This is a genomic window from Shewanella sp. MBTL60-007, from assembly GCF_019654915.1.
Classification (GTDB): Bacteria; Pseudomonadota; Gammaproteobacteria; order Enterobacterales; family Shewanellaceae; genus Shewanella.
Map to the genome: position 1 here is coordinate 49,794 of NZ_BPET01000001.1, position 26,064 is coordinate 75,857.

Sequence of the window (26,064 nt, forward strand, 5' to 3'; positions counted from 1 at the left end):
TGACTCGCTCTTTGGGCTGTATATCGCAAAAAACAGGGTTTCATTAGCAATTGTTAACCTCTTCGGTCTTGTGGATTTTAAGAAGCGTGATAAAGTTACCTGATTTCTTTTTTCTATGACTCCACAGAGACAGGCTGGTTACATGTTCAAGAAGCTACGCGGCATTTTTTCTAATGATCTTTCGATCGATTTGGGTACAGCAAATACGCTAATTTACGTCCGTGAAGAAGGCATTGTGCTAAACGAACCTTCGGTGGTTGCTATCCGTGGTGAGCGCACGGGTTCAGGTCAAAAGTCGGTTGCGGCCGTCGGTACTGAAGCAAAGCAGATGCTAGGTCGTACTCCTGGGAACATTCAAGCCATTCGTCCAATGAAAGATGGCGTTATTGCCGACTTTTATGTCACTGAAAAAATGCTACAGCATTTCATCAAGCAAGTTCATAACAACAGCGTATTCCGACCAAGCCCTCGCGTCTTAGTATGTGTGCCTGTTGGCGCAACACAAGTTGAACGTCGTGCGATCCGTGAATCAGCCATGGGCGCAGGTGCTCGTGAAGTTTATTTGATTGAAGAGCCAATGGCGGCGGCAATCGGTGCAGGTCTGCCTGTTTCTGAAGCAACTGGTTCTATGGTTGTCGATATTGGTGGTGGTACTACAGAAGTTGCGATTATCTCGCTAAACGGTGTGGTTTACTCATCGTCTGTTCGCATCGGTGGTGACAAGTTTGATGACGCAATCATCAACTATGTGCGTCGTAACTACGGAAGCTTGATTGGTGAAGCGACAGCTGAGCGTATCAAACACACAATCGGTACTGCATATCCAGGCGATGAAGTATTAGAAATTGAAGTACGCGGTCGTAACCTTGCAGAAGGTGTACCGCGCAGTTTTACCCTAAACAGCAACGAAATTTTAGAAGCATTGCAAGAGCCACTATCTGGCATCGTCAGTGCTGTTATGGTGGCACTAGAGCAGTCTCCTCCAGAGTTGGCGTCAGATATCTCTGAGCGCGGCATGGTGTTGACCGGTGGTGGTGCTTTGATCCGCGATCTTGACCGCCTACTAATGCAAGAGACGGGCATTCCTGTGATGATCGCAGATGATCCATTGACTTGTGTGGCACGCGGTGGTGGTAGAGCTTTAGAGATGATCGATATGCACGGCGGCGACCTGTTCTCTGAAGAAAACTAACCACGGTTAAAAGGGGCGGTGTTTAACCGCCCTAGTTTGTTATGAAGCCTATTTTTGTTCGCGGTATTTCCAATCAATTTAGACTCATGCTGGCAGTGATTATGTCAGTGATTCTGCTTGTCGCTAACGACAGGCTAGAGCCTGTGCGTAACTCTCTCTCCTCACTGTTAAGCCCATTGCAATATGTGGCAAACATTCCCGGCGCTCTGCTCGATCTCTCCGCCGAAAGCTTAGCAACGCGCAACATGTTGGCTAAGCAAAATAAAGAGTTATTGCGTCATCAACTTCTGATGAGCGAACGTTTACAGCGTTTTGAACATCTGCGCCAAGAAAACGATCGCTTACGTAGCCTACTCGGTTCTCCAGTGCATATGGACGCTAAGAAGGTGGTTGCAGAAGTGATGGAAGTGGCGAGCGATCCTTTCCATCAATATGTGGTATTAAACCACGGTGCACGTAGCGGTGTATTTGTTGGCCAACCTGTGGTCGATGCCCAAGGTGTCGTTGGTCAGGTAGTGCAGGTCAGTGAGTTAACCAGCCGAGTATTATTGTTATCGGATGCCTCCCATGGCATTCCTGTTAGGATCACCCGTAACGATGTGCGCCTAATGGCGGTCGGAACGGGTGTGCTTGATGAGCTAGAGATGAGACATGTCGCCAAGAGTACAGACGTGCGTGTAGGCGATCTATTGGTTTCTTCGGGTCTAGGTAAACGCTTTCCTGAAGGCTATCCAGTGGCCCGTGTTATGAGTGTCGAAAAAGATGACGGACAGAGCTACGCCACCGTGATCGCTCAGCCGTTAGCAGCACTAGATAGAATTCGTTACCTGTTATTACTATGGCCTGATATTGAGTCTGACGGCAAAGATCTTACCCCTCCAAAGGGGGTTGAAGAAGCCATGAAGGCGAGTCAGGAGGTCGCACAATGAGTTTACATGTGGCAAATGGCCGTTGGGTCGTTTGGCTAAGCCTATTGGTGGCAATGTTGTTCCAAATTATGCCGCTGCCAGATATGGTAGAGGCTTGGCGTCCAAGTTGGTTGCTGCTCGTCATTATCTATTGGGCGATGGCATTGCCTCATCGCTACAATATTTTGACCGCTTGGGTACTCGGGGTGATGCTCGATATTCTGCTTGGGGCAACCTTAGGCATTCGCGCATTTGCGATGTCGGTTGTTGTTTATGTGGTGGTTCTGCATTTTCAGCGGCTACGTAACTTCCCAATGTGGCAGCAGGCACTATTGGTGGCTATGTTGGTCGCGCTCTATAACCTAGTGGTATTTTGGGTGCAGTTTGTAACTGGTAGTGCGGTGTTCGATGTTAGTTTGTTCTATCCAGCATTTTCGAGTCTAGTGATGTGGCCATGGATCTTTTGGGTCTTACGCCGAGTAAGACGTCTGTATAAGGTTCGATAATCCACTATTTATTTGCTTTCCTTGGCTGACTTAGTGATTGTCATTTTCGACTACGTTAGCCTAGTTAGAATCATAGAAGGGTACTGTGTATGAAGTTAGTACTTGCTTCGGGCTCGCCTCGTCGTAAAGAGTTGTTAAGCCAGTTAGCTTTTTTAAATACTAAAGCAGATGTGCCATTCGAGTTTGAAATATTAGCGGCCGATATCGATGAGAGCCATAAGAGCGGTGAGTCTGCTGACACATTTGTGCTGCGTTTAGCTCAAGAGAAAGCCTTGGCAGGTCTAGCCTTGTTTGGTACAGACAAGCAAGCAGTAGTGTTGGGATCAGACACCATAGTGGTACAGGGCGAGACGATTTTAGGTAAGCCTAAAGATGAAGCCGATGCGGCGGCGATCTTGGCGAGCCTTTCGGGTCAGTCGCATCGAGTGATGACTGCAGTAGCGTTAACCGATGGCATTAAAACCGTCAGCCGTCTAGTCACCACTAAGGTACAATTTTGCGAGTTAACTCAAGCCGATATACTTAGTTATATCGCGACGGGTGAGCCGATGGATAAAGCCGGAGCCTACGGGATCCAAGGGCTGGGTGGAAATTTTGTTGAAGCTATCGAGGGCAGTTATTCCGCGGTAGTTGGGTTACCTTTGGTAGAAACCCGTGCGTTGTTGTGTGAGATGCAAGTTTTATAGCCATAAAAATCAGTAAAAATAGGCTTTAATTGCCAAGCTATAGACTATCGTTCATCGCAGACTCTAACTGGCAGTATTGGCTCTTTGCCCAATATTGCCAGATCACAAGCTACGCCAAATCCTTTTTAAATTAAGCTATTTCCCTGAGTGGGGTGAGTTGTGAGTAGAAGTCGAATCGCGCAAAACCGAGGACAGAGAAAGATAGGCTCTGAACTCTTAATCAATGTAACACCTACAGAAGCTCGAGTAGCATTAGTGGAGCACGGTGTTCTGCAAGAGGTTCATATCGAGCGACGCATGAAGCGTGGTTTGGTGGGCAACATTTATAAGGGCAAAGTGAGCCGTGTACTACCCGGTATGCAGGCCGCCTTTGTCGATATTGGTTTAGATAAGGCCGCATTTTTACACGCTTCTGATATTGTGCCTCATACCGAGTGTGTCGCCGATGTTGAGAAAGGCAACTTTGTTGTGCGCGATATTGCCGAGCTAGTGAGGCAGGGGCAAGACATCATGGTGCAGGTGGTTAAAGATCCACTGGGTACCAAGGGCGCACGCTTAACTACCGATATCACTCTGCCTTCCCGCTACTTAGTCTTTATGCCGGGTTCTAGCCATGTTGGCGTTTCACAGCGTATTGAGTCTGAGGAGGTCCGCGCACGGCTCAAGAAGCTTACTCAACCCTTTGTCGACGATGACGGTGGATTTATTATTCGCACTGCTGCCGAGAGTGCCGGTGAAGATGAGTTAGTACAGGACGCCGGATTTTTAAGACGAGTCTGGGCTAAAGTCAGCGAACGTCGTAAGCGTCGCGGTGTCTCTCTACTGTACCAAGATCTTGCCTTGCCTGTGCGTATCGTACGCGACTTTGTGGGTACGGAGCTGGATCAAATTCAGGTTGACTCTAATCAAACTTACGAAGAACTGCAGCAGTTTGCCCAAGAGTTTATGCCAGAGATTGCCGATAAGCTTGAGCATTACACAGGTCCCGTGCCTATTTTCGACCTCTATGATGTCGAGAATGAAGTGCAGCGCGCGCTTGGTCGTAAGGTTGAGCTTAAATCCGGTGGCTATCTGATCATCGATCAGACCGAGGCGATGACCACCGTTGATATCAATACCGGCGCTTTTGTAGGGCATCGTAATCTAGAAGAAACGATTTTCAATATCAACCTCGAAGCTACTCACGCGATTGCTCGTCAGCTACGCCTGCGTAACTTAGGTGGGATCATCATTATTGATTTTATCGATATGCTAAACGCCGAGCATAAGAAGCGAGTGCTAGCCAGTCTAGAAAGTGCGCTTTCTAAAGATAGAGTCAAGACCAATATTAGCGGCTTCTCCGGCCTAGGCTTAGTGGAGATGACCCGTAAACGCACTCGTGAAAGTTTAGAGCATGTGCTTTGCGGCGAGTGTCCGGCTTGTTTAGGGACAGGTAATCTAAAAACCGTAGAAACGGTTTCCTACGAGATCTTCCGTGAGATCATTCGTCTCAATCGTGGTTACGATGCCGATGAGTTTTTGCTGTACTGTTCGCCAGCTGTCTATCAAAGCCTTAAGGGGGACGAGAGTCATCTATTGGGCGAACTTGAAGTCTATATAGGTAAGCGAGTGCGGTTACAGAATGAACCTATGTATGCACAGAACAAATTTGATGTGGTGATAATGTAGTGCCACCAGAAACTTGTTCGCCAAAAAAGCGTACCTTTAATTTCACTCGTGCTTGCGGGCAGTTTCTAGCTATTGTGCTAGTGCTCTTCGCCTTGATGGTCAGCCTGTTTCGCGGGCTGCTGCCCCAGCTTGATCAAGTGCGCATGGAACTTGTCGCTTTCGTCAAAGCCGAGTATCAGGTTGAAGTGGAAGTTGGCCAGCTTGCCGCAGAATGGCAAGCCTATGGTCCAGCCTTGACGGTCAAAAATTTTGTTTTACCTGCACAGGAAAACCTGCCTGTCACTCTGCTATTTAATCGAGTGCATGTGAAGCTGGATTTTTGGCAGACGCTGATCACCGCGACACCGCAAATTGAAGATGTCATCTTCGATGGCGTAAACGTAGCTTTAGATCTCGACCAGTTAAAGGCGATGACGCCGCGCAACGCAGATGCCAAGTTGCAAACTGACTGGCTTTATAAATTACTGTTGGAGCAGCTTGAGCGCTTCTCAATTACAGATGCTAGATTTCAGCTCTTGAGCAGAGAGCATGACTATCGCCCCATCTTCATTAAAGATATGAAATGGCGCAATATCGATAATCGCCACCGAGGCGAGGGCAAGTTATTCCTCGATGCCGAGGCTTCTGAAGTCGAGCAACTGGCACTTAGCGTCGACGTTAACGGAAATGGTAATCGCCCCGAGTCACTGGTTGGACAGTTTTACTTAGCCGCACGCTCCCTCGATATTGGTGAGTGGGCGTCGAGGCAGCCTAACCCCTTCGATACCAGCAAGAGATTACCACTAGAAGGGGTGGTTAACCTGCAGGCATGGGCTGGCTTTTCAAACCGAAGTATCGATGGTGTTACCGTTGAATTTCAACCGAGCTGGCTAGAGTGGTTCCTCAATGATGAGCCACAGCAGTTTACCATCGAGTCGGGTGCTATGACTTGGCATCCCAACGAGCAGGGCTGGAGCTTAGCCAGTCACGATCTTAATTTCTCAACCAATGACCACCCTTGGCCAGCGGCTGAGCTTTATGCCAGAAAAAACGATCAGGGGGTCGACGCCAGTCTTAATCAGCTTGAACTGAGCATGTTGCTGCCGCTATTGCCTCTTATTCCTGGTGTCGAACTCGATGCGCTGAATAACTGGCAGTCTCTTAAGCCTGCAGGCAAGCTTACCCAGCTAAGAGCTCATTGGGATAGCCTGCTCAAACAGCCTAAAGTCGCACTTAACCTACAGCAGGTTGGTTGGCAGGCGAGTGGCTCTGTTCCGGGCGTCAAGCCGATCGATGCTAAGTTGAAACTCGATGATGAGTCTCTGTATTTTGCACTGCCAACACAGCAGTACACAGTCGATTTTAATGGTGGCTTCGCCGAGCCCATTGTGTTGCAAGGCGATGGGTTTGCTGGTGACTTTAATTTTTCTGACTTAGCGCTGACGTTACCTAAGGTGCATTTTAGCAATGCAGATTTAGACATTGATGCGGGTCTGCGTTTAGAGTTTAGCGATGCGGTACATATGGCACTACTGGCCAATGTCGATATCAATGATGTTGCCCATGTTCACAGCTATTTTCCGCTTAAAGGCATGAGTGGTTCCTTGGTGAGTTATCTTACCGAGGCGCTCAAGGCTGGCAAGACTGATGATGCAGTCGTGGTATGGCATGGGGCATTTACGGATTATCCCTACGCTCTGCATGACGGTATTTTTCAAGCTGGCTTTACTCTGTCCGATGCTACGTTTGAGTTTCAAGACACTTGGCCCGCCGTTGATGAGCTCAACCTATCGGCGCTATTTGAAAACGCTGCCATGGATCTATGGGTTAACCGAGGTCAGCTGCTCGATGTCAAAGCCGATGGCGCCTATATTGGCATTCCAGCCTTAGGTGAAAGGAGCTTGCTGAGTGTTAAAGCCGATCTGGCTACCACAGCGGAAGCCGCCAATGAGGTGATCCAAAAATCACCGCTGGTGGACTCTGTGGGGGCCACCCTCGATGTGGTTCAAATTGCCGGCGATATCACAGGTCAGATCGATTTATCGATCCCGCTTTACGATGGTGAGTCTGAGGTGATTAAAGGTACGGTTAACTTTAATGATACGCCTGTGTACATCACAGAACCGGGGATCCAGCTAGAGAAGCTCACTGGCCAAGTGCAGTTTGTCAATGATGTCGTCACCGGGACAAATCTTAACGCCTTAATGTATGAGCAGCCGCTGCAGTTTAGCTTTAATACCGAAAGCATGAATCAAAACTATGGCGTCGATGTCACCCTAAACGGTCAGTGGCAGCTTGCTGATCTGCCTGAGGAATTACATAACCCTCTCAGTGATTATTATTCAGGGCAAGTTGATTGGAATGGCGATCTGATGCTGATCTTCGATCCATTGGGCTATCAGGTTCAGGCGCGAGTGGAAACCGACCTTGTGGGGGCAGAGCTTAAGCTGCCGGCGCCATTAGGTAAGAAACAGGATGAGACGAAGCATTTAGTTGCAGAGCTTATCGGTGATAACAAGCAGGCCTCATTAGGGGTTAAGCTGGATAAGCAGCTGGAATTTTGGGGGGGCTTCGATGCCAACTCGGGGAATTCGCTTGCTCACTTCGATCTACTCTTAGGGCGCTTATTTAAGCCTGGAGATCAGTTACGTAAAAGCCAAGGTCACCTACAGATCGAGCTTGATAACACCGAGTTTTCGCCTTGGCTGCCGATTATTCAAAGCTTTGTCAGTCAAAGTGATGCCGCAGTGCTACCAGCCGATGCGACTCAGTTAGAGCAAAAGTCGCTGTTCCCGCCCTTGGTATCTATTGACGCAAAGTTTAATAAGCTAGATTTTATGGGACAGCCGCTAGAGGATATGCATTTTGCTGCAGCGCCTACCGAGCATGCTTGGCGCTTCGATGTCAGATCCCAGCAGCTTGATGGACGCATCGACTTCTATCCAAACTGGGTCGATCAGGGATTAAAAGTGGTGGCGAGTAAATTCCATATGGCCCCCGAGATGCGTAGTGAAGAGAATGCTCATTATACGTCAGATACCGTCATGGCTAACCTGCCGCCACTGGCGATAGATGTGGATGATTTCTCACTTTATGGGCGCTCCTTAGGCCACTTAGTGCTGCAGGGGACTCCAAAAGGGGAGTCATATCAGATCCAGACGGTGTCTATGACGACACCTAATGTAGAGCTGAAAGGTACTGGTGCTTGGGACATGAGTGAAGGCAAGAACTTAACCTCATTTAAGCTCACGCTAGACGCCGATAAGTTTGATTACCTATCTGAGCAACTAGGTATCGATCCTGGACTGAAGAATGCACCGACAGAGGTAAAGGCCGAGATCTCTTGGGTTGGCGCGCCCTATGCGTTTTCGTTAGAGACACTCAATGGCGATGTGAGTTTTGAGTTAGGTAAAGGGCATCTGTCTGAGGTCAGTGACAAAGGGGCACGGATCTTCTCGCTGTTCAGTCTCGACTCATTATTAAGAAAGCTGTCATTGGACTTTTCCGATGTCTTCGGTAAAGGTCTCTATTTTGACTCGTTTTACGGTACATTGAAGCTCGATAACGGTGTGGTAAAAACCACTGATACCGAGATGAAAGCCGTTGCTGGTGATATGCGAGTTCGTGGCTATACCGACTTAACCACCGAGAGCCTAAATTACGATATTCGCTTCGTGCCGCAACTGGCCTCTAGCGTACCCACGGTTGTATTACTCAGCACTGGCGGTTGGACCTTCGGTTTGGGGGCATTTGCGCTGACTAAGGTACTCGAGCCTGTGATTGAGGTGATCTCTGAGATCCGCTTTAGGCTAACGGGCACCATGTCTGAGCCGAAGCTTGAAGAGCTTGAGCGCAAGAGTAAAGAGATTGAGATCCCTGAATCTGTGCTACCGAAGAAGGTCACAGAACCTGAAACAAAACAGGTGCCAGTGGGGCCGCAAGTCATAGGGCAAACCGCCACCGATGAGAGTATTCAGGCGGAGCCTCAGAATAAGATTACTTCTAAGGCTGTAACAGCAACAGGCATGCAAGCATCAGGAGTGGAGCTAAAGGTTGTTACTCCACCAAATACTGATTTTGTCGATAGTAGCAAGGAGCCTGCAAAGCTAACCCTGATAGAGGGGAAGCTAAGTGAGCAAGCTAAGCACGCTGAGCCAAGTGAGACTCAAACTGAGTCGACACCAAAGCGCTCGCTAGATGAAAATAAAAAGGGAGAGTTAGATGCAAGTCAGCCTACTGCAATGTCAAAGCAGCCGCAGCGTTTCGGACAACCTAGCGTTTATCGAATCGCAGCTTAGCCAGCTCCCCCGTCAAGCGGATGAACCACAGCTGGTGGTGCTGCCGGAATGTTGTCTGCTCTTTGGCGGGCATGAAAGCCAACAACTGCAATATGCCACCGATGCGGAGCAAAGCCCGCTCAAACAGGCACTAGCCGAGCTCGCTAAACACCATCGAGTTGTGATGGTTGCGGGCAGCATTCCCATTTTGGCCGAAGATGGCCGTGTCTATAATCGCTGTTATGTATTCGATACCGATGGCAGCGTATTAGGCCAATACGATAAGCTACATCTATTCGATGTCGAGGTGTCCGATGGCACTAAGCAGTATCGTGAAAGCGATGCCTTTTGCCCTGGCAAGCAGATAGTTGTGGTCGATACCCCGATGGGGAAGTTGGGATTGGCGATCTGCTATGACATTCGCTTCCCTGATCTTTTCAGGGCGCTACGTGAGGCGGGGGCGGAATTGATTGCTGTGCCAGCCGCATTTACTAAGGTGACTGGCGAAGCGCACTGGCAGGTGCTATTACAGGCAAGGGCTATCGAAACCCAGTGTTTCATTTTAGGCGCTGCACAGTGGGGACAACATAATCAGGGTAGCCGAGAGACCTGGGGGCAAAGTATGATAGTCAGTCCGTGGGGAGAGGTTATTGCACAGAAGCAACAACAGACTGGTTGGCTACAAGCCGAAGTGGATCTGCAAAGCCTACAAAGGATCCGCGCTAAAATGCCAGTGATGACTCATAATCGATTTGCATCACCAAGGCTAAAATAGGCTAGAAATTCAGGGTAAATCGAGAATCTCACCGAGAGTGTTCGGTCTGCCGCAGTACTTTATTGAATTAATATTAAGAGAGAATAGATGTCACTTTTAACCCAAGTTGGACAGAGCTTATTACAAGATGGGCTAGCAATCGATGATCTGCAAAGCTATTTGAAGCGGATCCATGAACATCAAATTGATTTCTCAGATCTATATTTTCAAGGTAGCCGTCATGAGTCTTGGGTATTGGAAGATGGCATAGTTAAAGATGGCAGCTTTCATATCGAGCGTGGTGTGGGTGTACGCGCCATTACTGGTGAGAAGACAGGTTTTGCCTATGCCGATGAAATTACCCCTGCAGCATTAGAGGCGGCAGCCACCGCTGCACGTGGTATCGCTATTGCGGGTGGTGAAGGGCAAGTTAATGCTTGGAAACAGCAGCAGAGTAAGGCGCTTTACATTAGCTCAGATCCTATCGCCGCAATGGAAGAGATAAAAAAGATAGAACTGCTTAAGCAGGCTGATGCCTATATTCGCAGCTTAGATAGTCGCATTATTCAGGTAGTGGTGAGCCTGTCTGGTGTTCATGAAGAGATTTTAGTCGCAGCAAGTGATGGCACGCTCGCTGCTGATATCCGTCCTTTAGTGCGCTTTAACTGTAGCGTTATTCTTGAGGACGACGGTAAGCGTGAGCGCGGTGCATCTGGTGGCGGTGGCCGTCATGATTACAGCGTGTTATTGGATGAAGATAAAGATGGCCTACCGTATTGCTTCGGTTTTGCCCGTGAGGCGGTGCGTCAAGCTCAAGTAAACCTACATGCGATCGATGCGCCAGCAGGCGAAATGCCTGTGGTACTCGGCGCGGGCTGGCCGGGTGTCCTGCTGCATGAAGCGGTGGGTCATGGTCTTGAGGGTGACTTTAATCGCAAAGGCAGCAGTGCATTTAGCGGCAAAGTGGGTCAGCAGGTGGCTTCAAAGCTTGTGACTGTGGTCGATGATGGCACGATTGCTAATCGCCGTGGTTCATTGACTATCGATGATGAAGGTGTACCGACTCAGAAGACGGTATTGATCGAGAACGGTATCTTAAAAGGATATATGCAAGATAAGCTCAATGGACGCTTGATGGGTGAGCAGTCTACAGGCAATGGTCGTCGTGAGTCTTATGCTCACCTACCTATGCCACGTATGACCAACACCTATATGGAAGCGGGAGAGTCTGATCCTGCCGAGATCATCAAATCGGTTAAGAAAGGGGTTTATGCGCCTAACTTTGGTGGTGGTCAGGTGGATATTACTTCGGGTAAGTTTGTGTTCTCTGCATCTGAAGCCTACTTGATTGAAAATGGTGAGATCACTCAGGCGATCAAGGGCGCAACCCTGATTGGCAATGGTCCTGAGTCGATGAGTCAGATCTCTATGGTGGGTAATGATTTAGCCCTAGATAAGGGCGTGGGCGTATGTGGTAAAGACGGCCAAAGCGTTCCCGTAGGTGTCGGCCAGCCTACGCTGAAACTAGATAAATTGACAGTCGGTGGCACCGCATAGCGCTATAGTTTTATAAAGCCTAGGGTTTAGTTGTAGATTTTATAGCTAGATCCTAGCGAGCAATATTTAGCAATGCTAGTATCTACCAATTAATTAGAGTAAAAACTCTAGAGGTGTTGATGAAACGTTCGCTGTGTGCGCTGTTGCTACTGTTACCTTTAACCGCTCAGGCTAAGACAATGGCCTTCGATGAGGCTTGGCAACAGCTGATTAAGGTCAGCGATAAGCTGCAAGCTGGGGCTCAAGAGGTGAAACGAGCCGAGGCTGAGCGAGAGGCGGGTGAAGATATGAATCTTCCCTCGATAAATCTCACAGGCAGCTACACTCGTCTAGAAAAGCCAATCGAATTAGATCTGCGCGATCTTAACCCTCTAGCTTCTCTCGATCCCGCCACCTTACCTCCCGCTCTTGGCGGTGCGCTTGCGGGTATTCCGGGTTCGATGTTTGTCACGCCCTTTACCGAGCAAGATATCTTCCGCTCAAGTCTGCAAGCCATGTGGCCCATCTACACGGGTGGTAAAATTACTGCCGCTCAAGGGATCCATGAGGCCGAAGTGGCCGAGAAAGAGCAGCAACTCAAGCTGACCATGCGTGAGCTTTTTGTGCAGCTCGTGGACCGTTATTATGCGGTTGCGGTGACCGAGGCATTAGCGCAAACCCAAGCGGAACTCGTCGACTCACTCACTCTGCATGCATCTCACGCCGAGAAGCTTGAACAGCAAGGACAGATCGCTCGAGTCGAGCGCCTCAACGCTCAGGTTGCACTGGAAAATGCCCGCGTGAGTTATGGCAGTGCCAAGCGTCAGTCTGAGATGGCGATGATCGCCCTGTCGAGAATGTTGCATGAGCAGCAGGTCGATACCACCTCTCCAATGTTTATGTTGAATAAGGCTCCCTCGCTGCCGCAGTTGACTCAACTGACAATTAATCAGCATCCGGCGCTTAAATTACTGGCGGCGAAAGAGGCTCAGGCTCAGGGATTAGTGGATGTGGAGAAAGGTAGCTATCTACCGACGGTTTTCCTCTACGGTAATTACACCCTCTATGAAGATGACAGCCTGTTTGCGCAGATAGAGCCTGATTGGATGTTAGGGGTGGGGGTCAAAGTTCCATTACTGAGCCGAGACGGACGCAGTGGCAAGGTTGAAGCCGCTAAGAGCGCTCTGTTACAGGCGAGATACACCAAAGCGCAGACCCAACAGGATTTGAACTTATTGCTCGACCAGAGCTATCGCCAGTTGCTACAGGCGCAAGAGGAGGTGGTGTCGTTAAATACCTCCATGAGCCTAGCTGAAGAGAATAAACGCCTTAGGGATATCGCCTTTAAGCAGGGGTTATCGACTTCAATCGAAAAGGTGGATGCGGAGCTGAAGTTGAATGCGGTAGCCACCCAACAGTTGGGGGCGCAATATCGTTATGTACAAGCCTATGCAAGATTGATGGCCATCAGTGGTCAATTAGATGAATTTATTGGTAGAAGTATTAAGCAAGGGGAACCTAATGCGCACTAACCGTATCTTGGCCGCAGTGGCCTTAATCGTATTAATTGGTGCGCTGGTATATGGGTTAATCCTTGCTTACACACCAAAGCCGCAGCTGCTACAGGGGCAGATTGAGGCCCGTGAATATAACGTCTCCTCTAAGGTGCCGGGTCGAGTCGAAGAGGTATTGGTTAGACGTGGTGACAAGGTTAGCGAGGGCGATCTACTGTATGCCATCTATAGCCCTGAACTGAAAGCCAAGTTGATGCAGGCTGAAGGCGGACGTGATGCAGCACTAGCGATGCAACAGGAAGCGGATAACGGTGCGCGTAAGCAGCAGGTTGCGGCTTCAAAAGAGCAGTGGCTTAAGGCACAAGCGGCAGCAAAGTTAGCTCGTACCACCTTCGATCGGGTCGAAGTGCTGTTTAACGAGGGCGTGCTAGCCAGACAGAAGCGCGATGAGGCCTTTACTCAGTGGCAAGCGGCCAAGTATACCGAGCAAGCTGCACTGGCCATGTATCAGATGACAGATGAAGGTGCCCGTGTTGAGACTAAGGCTGCGGCAGCGGGTAATGCACGCATGGCGGAAGGTGCGGTAAACGAGGTTTCTGCAATCCTCGCCGATAGCCAGATGCGCTCACCTAAAACAGGTGAGATAAGTGAGGTATTGCTGCAAGCGGGCGAGTTGGCTCCTAGTGGTTTCCCTGTAGTGAGCTTGATCGATATGAGTGATGCTTGGGCGGTGTTCCAAGTGCGCGAAGATCAGCTGAAGAAATTTAAGCAAGGTGATCTGCTTAAACTCAAAATCCCTGCTCTAGATCGAGAAGTGGAGTTCACCGTGAGCCATATTAGCGTCATGGGTGACTTTGCCACGTGGCGAGCGACAGAGAGCGGTCATGACTTCGATATGCGCACCTTCGAGGTAGAGCTACGTCCGAATGAGACAATCGCCGATCTAAGAGTCGGTATGTCGGTGCTATTCACCCTTTAAGGTGAGTCGTACAACTAAGAGGTTAAGGCTTTGATAAAGGTGCTCAAACGAGAGTTTACCGCCCTGCAAGATGACCCATGGCAGTTGGCGTTGATAAGCTATATCCCGCTACTGAGCATTATCGGCTTGTGGCTGCTGTTTAGTGCGGGTTTACCAAGGCAGCTCCCGGTTGCAGTGGTCGATCTGGATAACAGTCAAGTGAGCCGCTCTTTAGCAAGGCAGTTACAAGCCAATCCTGTGACTAAGCCCGTCAGTTATAGCGAACTTTCGAGTGCAGAAGCAGCAATGAAGCAAGGGGAAGTTTATGCCTTGCTCGTATTGCCATATGGCCTTAATCGCGATCTACTCACCTCAAAAACGCCGATTATTGATATCCGCTATAACAGCCAATTTCTGCTGGTGGGTAAGTTGTTATCTAGCCAGCTGCTTGCAACGATGGCCGATGGACTCAAACCGCTCGGTGAGCTGAAACTGCTCGCTGCCGGAGTGCCTGCAGAGCGGCTCGCAGTTAACTTAAGCCCTGTTAGTAGCCAAACTACGGCGCTGTTCAACCGTAATACTAACTATGTGGGCTTTTTGGTGCCGCCAGTGCTGATCGCGCTGCTGCAGTTGTTGGCCATGATGGTATTTGCCAACAGTCTTAATAGGGAGCTGCGCTGGAACACCACTAAGCAGTGGTATGAACTGGGCATATGGAAGGTGATTGCGGCTAAGGTGTTGTTCTATACGCCGCTAGTATTACTCCATGGCAGCTTTATTCTAGCGCTTATCTATCTGTTTCTTGATCTACCTATAGCAGGCAGTATCGCTGTGTTATTGCTTGCCCAAATCGTGATGTTACTTGCGGTTTGGTTGATAGTGCTTACCATCTTCTTCGCCCTTAAAGATAGCGCGAGAGTGATTAGCTTTTGCACCGCGATGTTTGCGCCGGCCTTTGCCTTTATGGGGGTGACCTTCCCTGTGCATGAGATGCCTATTGTGGCGCAATGGTGGCGAGTTATCATGCCAACCAGTCACTATATCGAAACCCATATTGCGGTGGTCAGTTATGGCCAAGGCTTATTGGCTAGCTTGTCACAAATGAGTGGTTATTGGGGATTCCTGTTGCTGCTTATTCCAATTGCTCTGCTGGCTAAAAAAGGCTTGCCTGAGACTGAAGAGAGCGAGCTCAGCACGTTGGCAAAGGAGCAATAACATGAGCCTTTTACAACTCATTTGGGCTGAAATAAAAGCGGTACTGGCGGATAAGACTATCGTAATCACTGTGTTCGGTGGCGTGCTGTTTTACTCGATCCTTTATCCGTTGCCATACCTGAATCAGGTCCCCACCGAGCAGCAGGTAGTGGTGATCGATCATGATCACTCATCACTCAGCCGCCAGCTTATCCGCGATGCCAATGCCAGCCCTAAAATTGAGGTGATAGCTCAGCTAGGCTCCATCGATGAGGCTAAGAGATGGATTGAAACCGGACGGGCTCATGGCCTACTGGTGATCCCAGCGAACTTTAGACGTGATCTATTATTGGGTCGCGGCGTCACCTTAAGCTATGGCGGCGATGCCAGTTACTTCTTGATTTATTCAGCTGTTGTGGAAGGTCTTGTTTCTGCAGGCTTAGATATAGGTAAAGATGTTCAGCGTTTAGGGTTATTGGCTAAGGGCGATAACGCTACGGCGGTAGAGCAGAGCCTTAATGTGGTCAAACTCAATAGTATTCCAGCGTTTAATCCAAGCTTAGGTTATACGCCCTATGTGGTACCTGGGTTATTTCTTTTGATATTGCACCAAACGTTGCTCATCGGCACCGGAATTTTGGGGGCAAGCCAATGGAGAAAGCAAGGCTACTGGCAGCAGGTGAGTCCGTTTAAGTTGATCTGTGGTCGCATGGCTGCCTTTATGTTGATCTACGGATTACTTAGCAGCTATTACGTGGGTTATTGCTACTATTGGTATGACGTTAGCCTACAGGCAACGTTAGCTCAGGTTTGGCTACTGATGTTGCCATTTTTGCTCGCTACCAGTGCTGCTGGCATCGCCTTTAGTAGTTTGTTTAGCCGCCGAGACCTACCGACTCAAGTACTGCTGCTGATCTCGATGCCTATTCTGTTTGTTTCTGGTTTCGTGTGGCCAACGGCATTGATCCCTGAGCCCGTAGTCGCCATTTCGCAAATCGTGCCAGCGGTTCCGGCCATTATGGCCATGTTGGAGCTAAATCAGATGGGCGCGCCGTGGCAGAGCATTATGCCCCAGTGGTTGCAATTATGGGCCATGGTGGTGGTTTACTTAGGCTTGGCGTATTGGGGCGTGACAAGGCGGCTCAAGCCAACTATTTAAGTGAGATGAACTCATGATAAATAAAAGGCCCGCTGTAACCTAAGTTATAGCGGGCCTTTTGTTACCTGAAGCCGCAGCTTTAGGTTCCGCTAAGCTCTACGATGAATGATATGCCTGACTTAACCGCTTTTGGTGTCTCAACCTTGAGTGAAACTGTGCTGCTCTTGGCTGGTTCACCAACGCTTGTTGGATCAATATCATTGGTTAATACAAAACTGGTGTAACTGCCGCCTTCGTGCGTAAGGTTTTGTACTTCATAGTTATCGGCGTCTAGCTCACCTTTAGTCGCCGTTGTCGTTAGCGTGGTCCCTGCTGGCATGATCTGGTTGGCACTATCGAAGAACTGAATACCAAAGGTCATTGACTCTCCGGGAGCGATAGTAACTACGTCCATAGATTGCTTGCCATTTTCGTAAATAGTTCTATTACCTTGAGTGACTTTAAAGTGAGCTTCTGAGCCTGACATAGTCATGACTAGAGCCTTCCGGATATAGGTCTTGTTAGCTTGGTCTTGTCCGCATAGTCCATTTGCTAAATCTGATGTTTGACACTGAGGACCGTTAAATAGTCCATCTGCAACAGAGTACGTTGGATTAGAGGCTGTATTGAAGTACGGCTCGCCCGATGTGTGAGTACCTGATTCATCATCATCACGGAATGCATCACCCAAGTCGACAAAACCTTCTGAGTGGTATGTTTCGATATCCATGCCGTTACCTGAGCAGACTTTAGCTTTACCATCTGAATCCAAACAAGCTTCGATAATTTTGCCTCCGTCATCGAGCGGAACAGGTTCGATGACATTATCATCAAACACATTATTACCGTTGGTATCGAAGAAGGTTTCATGGCCTAAGGCATAAGCCAGTACCGTGATGCGATGGTCGGGTACACGTGGATCGGCAGAGGTCCACTCTACGCTACAGTTGCCGTTAATCGTGACGCAGCTTGGTTCAATCTGGCCGCCTTCTGCCGTAAAGTTAATCGTAGTGTCATCGGGGGCCGGGTTACCAAAGCTATCTGAGGCATAAGCGGTAATCGTTACTTTTTCACCATTGTGTTTTGCTGCTTCTGGGTTAAACAAGCTGCTTGATAAGCTAAAGCCCAACTGCTGGGGCAAACCTGTGTTAATAGTGAGTTGCTCGGATTGAGTTGTAACCGACTCATCGTTAGCCGTTGCGGTTGCGACTACGCGCACTGGGGTAGGCATGGTGCCTGATAATACCGTAGCGCTCACAAGACCCGCCGAGTTACTGGTGTTGCTAATCGTCGTCTTACCATTGGCGAAGCTAATGCCGCCAACACTGGTATCTAGTGAGAACTCTACCGCTTGCTGAGCGATAGCCTGACCATTGGCATCAGATACCTTAAAGGTGATCAGCGATGACTCACTAGAACCTGTGCCGCCAGCGCCTTTAATACGAATCGATGTCGGCTCGGCAGAGACAAAACTCAGGTTTGCTAAGGTTTGGCTCGCCAGTGAAAAGTCGAGTGTGGCAGACAGAGTTTGGTTACCGGCAACAACCGATGCGATGATCTGATCATCACGCTCACTGTTGCCGCTACAGTTGGTGTTTTGAAAGGTTGAGCTCGCCGTACCTGATAAGGTGGTAACGGGGGAGTCGATGCTGGCATCACTGCTTGAAACACAGCTAGAGCTGAAGTTAACGCTGGTTGGGGTTTGTAGTCTTGTATAGCTACCGTCATCATTTTTAGTAGCCAAGTCGGCAGTTACGCCGAATGTGCCGCCTGCGCTGACAATATATTTACCAGCCTCTAAAGGCAGTGTGGTCGCCAATTCATTCTCTGTAAAAGTGCTGCCGTCTGCTGAGAAGTGACCGATAACGAAAATTCCCTCGTCACTTACGGCGTCTTTTGCTAGCACTTCATAGAGGCCTGAACTCTGATACGTCTTGCCGTCATCTTCTAAGATGACAGAGAAGTTAGCCGCGCCAAGCTCGTTTTCACTTGGTGTATAGCTGACCTGAGCAATACCATTGTCTTTAGTGAGAGCTGAAGCTGGATTGAGATTGGCGCTACCAGCAGTAAAGCTGGCCATCTTACCCGCTACGCCTTGGCCCTGTTCATCTAAAAATTGAGCTTGCAACTGTACGGTTTCACCGGCTTTAAATTGAGTCACAACGGCAGTGCCGTTAATGATGGCGCTATTTAAAGTGAACTTAGGTTCCGATGGAGATGTTGCAGAAGTGAATTCAAAGTTTCGGCTAGCATCAGCACTGTTATCGCCTTCGATGAAGCTGGCGTTTAAGGTTCCTGCTCCTTCGGTTGCGGAAGCGTTACTCACTATCACCTCGGCTTTACCGTTTGAGTTGGTAAGCTTAGTCGAGACTGAAAGCTGGCCAAAACTTGTGGAGAATGAGATCAGTTGGCCGCTGCGGTCGCTATTACCTTGCTTTAAATGGGCGACGGCGCAAAAACTGCCATTGGCTGCAAAGCTGAGCGAATCTGTTGGCTCGGCACAAACGCCATTTTCGACGGTTTTATAGCTTAATGAGAGGCTGTAACTACCGCCGTTGTCGGTATCGCTATTGTCATCCGATGCGCCGTTACAGCCACCAAGTAGAGAAAGACAGAATAAAGATAGGGGAAGGGTAGCCAGTTTTGAGGGGAGGCGCATTTGCATATTCCTTAGTGCTACAAATTTTTACTGAGATAAGACCGTTCGGTATAAGCTGGGACCTTCAGTAAAAGCCTAAGAAATAGACCCATAAAAAAGCTCCCTAAGTATGGTTAATACTAAGGGAGCTATTGTGTAGCTATATAGTGATGATGTCTATATATGTAACGATTAATCTTTGATCTCGTTACGTAAATATTTAGCAAATTCTTTTGCAGTCTTAGACGCAGCGATATCAGGGTTCTTCGTTAGCTCTTTTTTAGTCTGACGAATAAACTGGCGTAGTTTCTGACGATCGAACTCAGGGTGTTGCTCGATTAGCGCCTGAACCGCTGTATCACCTTCGGCTAGCAGTTGATCGCGAGTCTTATCAGCGACGTTAGTTTTAGCACTCTCGTTACTGTTTTGGTTTAAGACATTCTTTAAGGCGACCTCTAACTCTTCGAGATCGACATAACGCATTAACTTGCCAATATATTGGATATGGCGACGATATGCTTCGGTATTGATCTTGATTGTTTTGGCTTTCAAGATGTTATCGTAAAGCGTTTCATCGAGTGCTAGCTTTTGCACTTGGCTTTTACTTAATGCGACTAACTTTTTACCATATTCCTGATAGATAGCGATCTCGCGTTTAACGTCCGCTCTACTTTCGTAGTTATCATCTTGGTCATAGGGCTGGTGGAAGTGTTCTGAGTCACCGACAATCTTCATATCTAAAAATCTCTTACAAATTCTGAGCTAATAATAACATCTATACTCGCTTATTTCCTTTCCTATTTTAATTCTAGCCTAGGCTAAAGAGGCGATATGTTTAGCTATTTCATCACGATTGTGGCTGTTATGACGGGATTATTTAATGTGATTGGCATTTGGGTTTGTTATGCTATCGCCATTGCCGATAAATAAAGAGTAGAGCTGTGTCTTCACCTAGCATTGATATTGAATTGGATTCCTTGAAAGATGCCGTTTCTATGGCACTGGAATATGCAAAAACATTAGGCACTTCTGGTGCAGAGGTTGCGATTAGTAAGCAGCAGGGACTATCTGTTTCGACTCGAATGAAAGAGGTCGAAACTGTTGAGTTTAATAAAGATGGTGCACTAGGCATTACGGTTTTTAGAGATGGCTGTAAGGGGAGTTCATCCACTTCTGACTTGAGTAAGGCGGCGATTCAACAAGCGGTAAAAGCGGCCGATGATATTGCGCGCTTCACCTCTGCCGATCCGTATAATGGTTTGGCTGAAAAGTCTTTGATGGCGACAGAGTTCCCGGATCTTGACTTGTATCACCCACAAGAGATCTCGCCTCAAGAGTTAACCCATTTAGCGGTTTTGGCTGAAGAGGCCGCCTTAGATACCGATAAACGAGTGCAAACTTCTGACGGTGCCAGTGCTAACGCCCACTCTAGCGTTAAGGTATACGGGAATAGCCATGGCTTCCTCAATGGTTTTTGTAGCTCACGTTACAGCTTGAGTTGTGTCGCCATTGGTGAACAAGATGGTGGTATGCAACGTGACTACGATTACACGGTTGCACGTAAATTTAGCGACATGCTTGATCCTGAGCTGATTGGTAAGAGAGCGGCAGAAAAAACCGCGGGTCGATTAGGCGGACGTAAAATTGCTACGACTCAACTCCCTGTACTGTTTTCACCAGAGATCGCTACAGGCCTGATAGGTCACCTAGTTGGTGCGATTAGCGGCGGTAGCCTATATCGTAAGTCGAGTTTTCTGCTCGATGCCATCGACACCCAAGTCTTCCCTGACTGGTTTAGCATTCATGAAGATCCGTTATTAAAAGGCGCGCTGGCAAGTTCTGCTTACGACAGCGAAGGTGTTGCCACTAAGGCCAGAGACATTATCGATAATGGTCGTCTTGCGACGTATCTATTAACCAGTTATTCGGCGCGCAAGCTGGGCTTGACCAATACGGGGCATGCTGGTGGGATCTATAACTGGACCCTGTCCACGACCGGGCAGACCTTCGACCAGCTGGTGAAAGAGATGGGCACTGGCCTGATTGTCACCGAAGTGATGGGGCAGGGGGTGAATACGGTAACCGGTGATTACTCTCGCGGTGCGGCTGGATTCTACGTTGAAAATGGCGTAATTATGTACCCTGTCGAAGAGATCACTATCGCGGGTAACCTAAAAGATATGTATAAGAATATCGTCGGGGTTGCGAAAGACAGAGATCTACGTTCATCGATCCGCACAGGCGGGATCTTAATGGATAAGATGAAGATCGCGGGTAACTAAGAACCCGTGAGTCTAAGGTTAACTTAGACGATTCGAGTACTAGAAGGCTTCCCTTGGGAAGCCTTTTTTATTGCATCTTGGTTAACACCTGTCATAGCTCGTTGCGGATTAGAGCTTAATTACTGGGTATTTGCCTTATGGGCTTGTTCGCTGGTTTGCCAAAACTCATGTAGCGCCTTGGCGAGGTTGTCATTAGCAAGAATGCTAACGTGATCTTCATTTAATCCGTATATTCGATCGGCCTGCTGCTGGGCGCGATCTCTTAATTGACTGTCTAGGCTTATCACTCCATCGCTGCTCTTTTTGTTGATGATGCCACTGACTCTATAACCGAAAATAAGTTGATGTGGCGGGCGACTGAAGTCATCTTCATGGCCTGTAAATCTATCTGTAAATAACTTCGCAATAAACTCACTGTTTGGTGCAAGATCGCGCCAAGCGGGCATCACTACTGGGGCGTAATCTAGCCCGCTTTGTGCCGACTCGACGCCGCCAAAGGGCGATGATATCGAGGTGAAGCTGGCGATATCATCACAGCCTAGTTGGTTACGGCACAGATCTAAATATCCTTGGGTGACGAGCCCTCCCATGCTATGGGCCACCAAGTGTAAGGTTTTAACGTCATAACGATAATCGATGATCTTAATCAGGCTATTAAGGCCATTGGCTAACAGCTCTAAGGGTAAACCACTGGGGTAATTCATGACCCAAATCTGGTACTTTTGTCTGTCTACCTTAGCGATGATCGGCTCAAAATCTCGTGCCGCGCCATTCATGCCATGAATAAAAAGCACAGGGATCTTACTCTTATCGAAATCATCGAGAAAGAACACGCCGCTGTTGCCTTGTTTGAGATGGGTGACAGGTTTCCACATACCTAAGTTAGCACTTTCTCTATCAAATTGCGGCGCAGCTAGAGTGGCCATTTCACCTATTTTTGCGGGACTAAATTTGACGTTAAGCAGATTTATTAAAGGGCGATCGACTAGGGCTTGCGGGTAATTGCCTTGGGTATTGCTGAGCTGAAGTTGTAGTGGCTTATCAGCCTCTTCGGGTAGCGCTATAACGGAAAATGCCTCGCCGACTTGAAAACGGAGATCGTTATTGGCGTCATTAAAGGTAAACAGGTATTGGCTCATGCTATCACCCGTCACGGTAATTGGTTGATTACCTATCACGACTTCATAACCATCGATGGTGTTAGCGCTGGGCTCTTGTAGCTGAATGAATACGAAAGACTCGGTTTCATGTTGTGACTCAATAATCACTCTATATTCGACATAGATGTTATCGAGCATATCGACCTCTTTGGCCAGATGGCGAAAGTTAGCGCAGCCGGTGACGAGCATTATCATGGTCACCGTGACAATAATTTTTAACCCCTGCATGCTGGCTGCTTCCTTGGTGCCTAATGTGAATGTCATCTAAATCATATAGATAACTTAGCAGTAATTTTACTCTATGTTTACTATTTCACCTTTTTCATTTTAATAGTCCAATTATTGCTTGTATATATGAAAATTCATATATATTATTTTGCATATATATGGTTTTTCATATGCGCCTGTTTCATAGAAATTGTCGGGCGCATATTAGAGTTTATCGAGAGATGATGATGACACCTTTAACCTTTTTTAAGGCGCTGGCCGATGACACCAGACTGCGTAGCTTGCTGCTAATCCAGTCTGAATCAGAACTGTGTGTTTGCGAATTGATGACTGCGCTTGATGAGAGTCAACCTAAGATCTCTCGCCATTTGGCACAGTTACGAAAGCTTGGCCTGTTGGTCGATAGGCGCCAAGGTCAGTGGGTATTTTACCGTATCAACCCTGAGCTTCCCTCCTGGGCGAATGACATTTTACATACCTTAGCTACCGAGCAGGCAGGGTTAATCGACAGTAACTTAGCTAAGCTATTGCAGATGGGTGATCGCCCGGAAAGAGCTAAGAATTGCTGTTAGTTGTCGATTTTATTGAGCAAAGGTTTTTGCTTTTTTTACTCTAATTAGGTCAAACATTATGGGTATTTTTGAGCGCTATTTAAGTGTGTGGGTGGGTCTAGCTATCCTTGCGGGTGTTTTTCTAGGTAATTTATCTCCGGATACCTTTGCCATCGTTGCAGGACTTGAGTATGCCCATGTGAACTTGGTTATCGCGGTACTGATCTGGGTAATGATCTATCCTATGATGATCCAGATTGATTTCTCCGCTATTAAAGATGTGGGCAAAAGCCCGAAAGGCTTGATGCTAACCTTAGTCATCAACTGGCTGGTGAAGCCTTTTACCATGGCCGCCTTAGGTTGGTTGTTTTTTAGGGTGTTCTTTGTCGATTTGGTCGATCCACAAACCGCAAACGAATATATTGCTGGCATGATCTTGTTGGGGGTTGCGCCTTGTACAGCCATGGTGTTTGTATGGAGTCAGCTGACTAAGGGCGATCCTAACTACACCTTGGTGCAAGTGTCGGTGAATGACTTGATCATGGTGGTGGCCTTTGCGCCAATTACTGCCTTGCTGCTTGGGGTGAGTGACATTCAAGTACCTTGGGCAACCCTGTTATCTTCTGTGGTGCTCTATGTGGTGCTGCCCCTTGTTGCAGGTGTGGTAACAAGGCAACTGTTACAGAAAAATGGTGATGAAACGCAGCTGAATGGGTTTGTGGCTAAGCTAAAGCCTTGGTCTATGTTGGGGCTACTCGCTACGGTTGTATTGTTATTCGGTTTTCAGGCTGAGACCATTATCGCCCAGCCACAGAATATTGCCCTGATTGCGATCCCGTTATTAATCCAGACCTACGGTATCTTCTTTATTGCATTTTATGCTGCTAAGAAAATGAAGCTGACTCATAAAGTGGCTGCACCAGCTTGCATGATTGCGACCTCTAATTTCTTTGAGCTCGCTGTCGCCGTTGCAATTTCATTGTTTGGTCTACATTCAGGCGCAGCACTTGCTACTGTCGTTGGCGTGCTGGTGGAGGTGCCTGTGATGTTATCGCTGGTGGCGATAGCTAATCGCAGTCGCCATCTGTTTGCGGATGAGGCTACGGCAGCGAGTTAATTGAGAAAAACACTATTAGCTCGAGTCATAACGGTTCGCAGCTAGCTAAACGACAGCATTGACTGACACCCTTTTAAAATTAGGTTGAGAGATAATTATGACTATTAAAATTGGTATCAATGGCTTTGGTAGAATGGGACGCCTTGCATTGCGCTCGGCATGGCACAATAGCGAAGTTGAATTTGTACAGATCAACGATCCCGCTGGTGACGCAAACACCTTAGCGCACCTGTTAACGTTTGACTCGGTACATGGCCGTTGGTCGGAAGAAGCAACGGCAGACGGCGACAGCATAGTGATTGGTGACAGCCGTATTATGACCACTCGCAATAAAGCGATCGCTGATACCGATTGGTCTGCTTGTGACGTGGTAATTGAGGCATCGGGCGTGATGAAGACTAAAGCCTTGCTGCAAGCTTATCTAGATCAAGGGGTAAAAAGAGTCGTGGTTACAGCGCCTGTGAAAGAAGAGGGCGTACTCAATATCGTCATGGGGGTTAACCATGATCTCTACGATAAAGATATTCACCCTATCGTGACCGCCGCATCTTGTACCACTAACTGTTTGGCCCCTGTGGTTAAGGTGATCCATGAGAAGATCGGCATTAAGCATGGCTCGATGACCACTATCCATGACATCACCAATACTCAGACAATTTTAGATGCGCCCCATAAAGATCTGCGCCGCGCTCGTGCTTGTGGCTTGAGCCTTATTCCAACCACCACTGGCAGTGCGACAGCCATTACCCATATCTTTCCAGAGTTAAAGGGCAAGCTAAATGGTCATGCTGTGCGTGTACCGCTGGCGAATGCCTCGATTACCGACTGTGTGTTTGAACTTAATCGTGAAACTACAGAAGCCGAAGTGAACCAGTTGCTTAAGGAAGCGGCTGAGGGGGAGCTTAAAGGCATTTTAGGCTATGAAGAGCGTCCGCTGGTGTCTGTGGATTATAAAACCGATCCGCGTTCAAGTATCGTTGATGCACCATCGACCATGGTGGTTAATGGCACCCAAGTCAAACTCTATGTCTGGTATGACAATGAGTGGGGCTATGCAAATCGAACCGCAGAGCTGGCGATCATGGTAGGTAAGTTGGATCAAGCTTAAAGGGAAAGGCAGGTTTTAGGTTTTAGGTTTTAGGTTCTAGGAAAAGCAGGAAAGCTGAGATGAGCGGCCTGTGGCCTTACGGAACGTTCGCCGGCTCACTCACGGAACGCTTCGCTTACGGTAAAGAAAAGATAGAAAATTGACTGTAGGTTGGGCTTTAGCCCATCAAGCTAAGATGGTGCAAGCTGAGATGAGCGGCCTGCGGCCTTACGGAACGTTCGCAGGCTCACTCACGGAACGCTTCGCTTACGGTAGAGAAAAGATAGAAAATTGACTGTAGGTTGGGCTTTAGCCCATCAAGCTAAGACGGTACAAGCTGGTGTCTGTTTTTTTAGTTTTTGTCTTTGCTTTTCCTAGCAGCGTAGCGTCCTAGATTCTAGGTTCTAGGTTCTAGGTTCTAGGAAAAGCAGGAAAGCTAAGACGGTACAGCTGGTGTCTGTTGTTTTAGTTTTTGTCTTTGCTTTTCCTAGCAGCGTAGCGTCCTAGATTCTAGATTCTAGGTTCTAGGTTCTAGGTTCTAGGAAAAGCAGGAAAGCTGAGATGAGCGGCCTGTGGCCTTACTGAACGTTCGCAGGCTCACTCACGGAACGCTTCGCTTACGGTAAAGAAAAGATAGAAAATTGACTGTAGGTTGGGCTTTAGCCCATCAAGCTAAGACGGTACAGCTGGT

Annotated in this window: 19 protein-coding genes; 16 read left to right on the forward strand and 3 right to left on the reverse strand. The window is 48.2% G+C overall.

Going from position 1 to position 26,064, the window contains the following annotated elements; translation table 11 throughout:
- Positions 1 to 142 precede the first annotated feature (142 nt).
- The 12 genes from K5Q92_RS00255 to K5Q92_RS00310 all read left to right on the forward strand — a co-directional run bounded on the left by K5Q92_RS00255 (position 143) and on the right by K5Q92_RS00310 (position 16,331).
- The gene (locus K5Q92_RS00255) at positions 143 to 1,192 is read left to right on the forward strand and encodes a rod shape-determining protein (RefSeq protein WP_220767051.1); all 1,050 of its coding nucleotides are present in this window, start codon (positions 143 to 145) and stop codon (positions 1,190 to 1,192) included.
- 41 nt (positions 1,193 to 1,233) lie between these two features.
- On the forward strand, positions 1,234 to 2,121 hold the full coding sequence (gene mreC / locus K5Q92_RS00260) for a rod shape-determining protein MreC (RefSeq protein ID WP_220767052.1): 888 nt from the start codon (positions 1,234 to 1,236) through the stop codon (positions 2,119 to 2,121).
- The gene (mreD, locus tag K5Q92_RS00265) at positions 2,118 to 2,606 is read left to right on the forward strand and encodes a rod shape-determining protein MreD (RefSeq protein ID WP_220767053.1); all 489 of its coding nucleotides are present in this window, start codon (positions 2,118 to 2,120) and stop codon (positions 2,604 to 2,606) included. The genes mreC and mreD overlap by 4 nt, the downstream gene beginning before the upstream one ends.
- 89 nt (positions 2,607 to 2,695) lie before the next feature.
- Complete coding sequence (locus tag K5Q92_RS00270; RefSeq protein WP_220767054.1) at positions 2,696 to 3,292, forward strand: nucleoside triphosphate pyrophosphatase; 597 nt, start codon at positions 2,696 to 2,698, stop codon at positions 3,290 to 3,292.
- Positions 3,293 to 3,493: 201 nt separating this feature from the next.
- Positions 3,494 to 4,960: a ribonuclease G gene (rng, locus tag K5Q92_RS00275; protein WP_374758423.1), complete on the forward strand. Its 1,467-nt coding sequence runs from the start codon at positions 3,494 to 3,496 to the stop codon at positions 4,958 to 4,960.
- Positions 4,960 to 9,237, forward strand: coding sequence for a YhdP family protein (locus K5Q92_RS00280; RefSeq protein ID WP_220767056.1), 4,278 nt, complete (start codon positions 4,960 to 4,962; stop codon positions 9,235 to 9,237). Before rng ends, K5Q92_RS00280 begins: the two co-directional genes overlap by 1 nt.
- Entirely contained in the window at positions 9,161 to 9,991 is an 831-nt protein-coding gene (locus K5Q92_RS00285) for a carbon-nitrogen hydrolase family protein (RefSeq protein ID WP_220767057.1), read from the forward strand. Before K5Q92_RS00280 ends, K5Q92_RS00285 begins: the two co-directional genes overlap by 77 nt.
- Before the next feature lie 87 nt (positions 9,992 to 10,078).
- A complete protein-coding gene (gene tldD / locus K5Q92_RS00290) occupies positions 10,079 to 11,527 on the forward strand; it encodes a metalloprotease TldD (RefSeq protein WP_220767058.1) in 1,449 nt (482 codons plus the stop codon).
- A 119-nt stretch (positions 11,528 to 11,646) separates the two neighbouring features.
- Complete coding sequence (locus tag K5Q92_RS00295; protein WP_220767059.1) at positions 11,647 to 13,038, forward strand: TolC family protein; 1,392 nt, start codon at positions 11,647 to 11,649, stop codon at positions 13,036 to 13,038.
- On the forward strand, positions 13,028 to 13,999 hold the full coding sequence (locus K5Q92_RS00300; protein WP_220767060.1) for an HlyD family secretion protein: 972 nt from the start codon (positions 13,028 to 13,030) through the stop codon (positions 13,997 to 13,999). Before K5Q92_RS00295 ends, K5Q92_RS00300 begins: the two co-directional genes overlap by 11 nt.
- A 30-nt stretch (positions 14,000 to 14,029) precedes the next feature.
- A complete protein-coding gene (locus K5Q92_RS00305; protein WP_220767061.1) occupies positions 14,030 to 15,193 on the forward strand; it encodes an ABC transporter permease in 1,164 nt (387 codons plus the stop codon).
- Between the two features lies 1 nt (position 15,194).
- Positions 15,195 to 16,331 (forward strand): ABC transporter permease, encoded by a 1,137-nt coding sequence (locus K5Q92_RS00310; RefSeq protein ID WP_220767062.1) that lies wholly within the window; start codon positions 15,195 to 15,197, stop codon positions 16,329 to 16,331.
- 79 nt (positions 16,332 to 16,410) lie between these two features.
- Here the strand turns inward: K5Q92_RS00310 and K5Q92_RS00315 are convergent, their stop codons facing one another.
- A complete protein-coding gene (locus K5Q92_RS00315; protein ID WP_220767063.1) occupies positions 16,411 to 18,969 on the reverse strand; it encodes an Ig-like domain-containing protein in 2,559 nt (852 codons plus the stop codon).
- A gap of 171 nt (positions 18,970 to 19,140) precedes the next feature.
- Positions 19,141 to 19,683 carry a ribosome biogenesis factor YjgA gene (gene yjgA / locus K5Q92_RS00320; RefSeq protein WP_220767064.1) on the reverse strand — a complete coding sequence of 181 codons (543 nt, stop codon included), beginning with the start codon at positions 19,681 to 19,683 and terminating at the stop codon, positions 19,141 to 19,143.
- Between the two features lie 206 nt (positions 19,684 to 19,889).
- On the opposite strand from yjgA, the gene pmbA reads away from it, so the two are divergent.
- The gene (gene pmbA / locus K5Q92_RS00325) at positions 19,890 to 21,230 is read left to right on the forward strand and encodes a metalloprotease PmbA (protein ID WP_220767065.1); all 1,341 of its coding nucleotides are present in this window, start codon (positions 19,890 to 19,892) and stop codon (positions 21,228 to 21,230) included.
- Positions 21,231 to 21,349: 119 nt separating this feature from the next.
- Here pmbA and K5Q92_RS00330 read toward each other — a convergent pair whose 3' ends face one another.
- Entirely contained in the window at positions 21,350 to 22,654 is a 1,305-nt protein-coding gene (locus K5Q92_RS00330; protein ID WP_259649441.1) for an alpha/beta hydrolase, read from the reverse strand.
- A 191-nt stretch (positions 22,655 to 22,845) separates the two neighbouring features.
- Between K5Q92_RS00330 and K5Q92_RS00335 the strand changes: the two genes are divergently transcribed.
- The 3 genes from K5Q92_RS00335 to K5Q92_RS00345 all read left to right on the forward strand — a co-directional run bounded on the left by K5Q92_RS00335 (position 22,846) and on the right by K5Q92_RS00345 (position 25,394).
- Positions 22,846 to 23,190 (forward strand): metalloregulator ArsR/SmtB family transcription factor, encoded by a 345-nt coding sequence (locus K5Q92_RS00335; RefSeq protein WP_220767129.1) that lies wholly within the window; start codon positions 22,846 to 22,848, stop codon positions 23,188 to 23,190.
- 58 nt (positions 23,191 to 23,248) lie between these two features.
- Positions 23,249 to 24,286 carry an ACR3 family arsenite efflux transporter gene (gene arsB, locus K5Q92_RS00340; protein WP_220767066.1) on the forward strand — a complete coding sequence of 346 codons (1,038 nt, stop codon included), beginning with the start codon at positions 23,249 to 23,251 and terminating at the stop codon, positions 24,284 to 24,286.
- A 97-nt stretch (positions 24,287 to 24,383) separates the two neighbouring features.
- The gene (locus K5Q92_RS00345; RefSeq protein ID WP_220767067.1) at positions 24,384 to 25,394 is read left to right on the forward strand and encodes an ArsJ-associated glyceraldehyde-3-phosphate dehydrogenase; all 1,011 of its coding nucleotides are present in this window, start codon (positions 24,384 to 24,386) and stop codon (positions 25,392 to 25,394) included.
- The last annotated feature ends 670 nt before the right edge of the window (positions 25,395 to 26,064 follow it).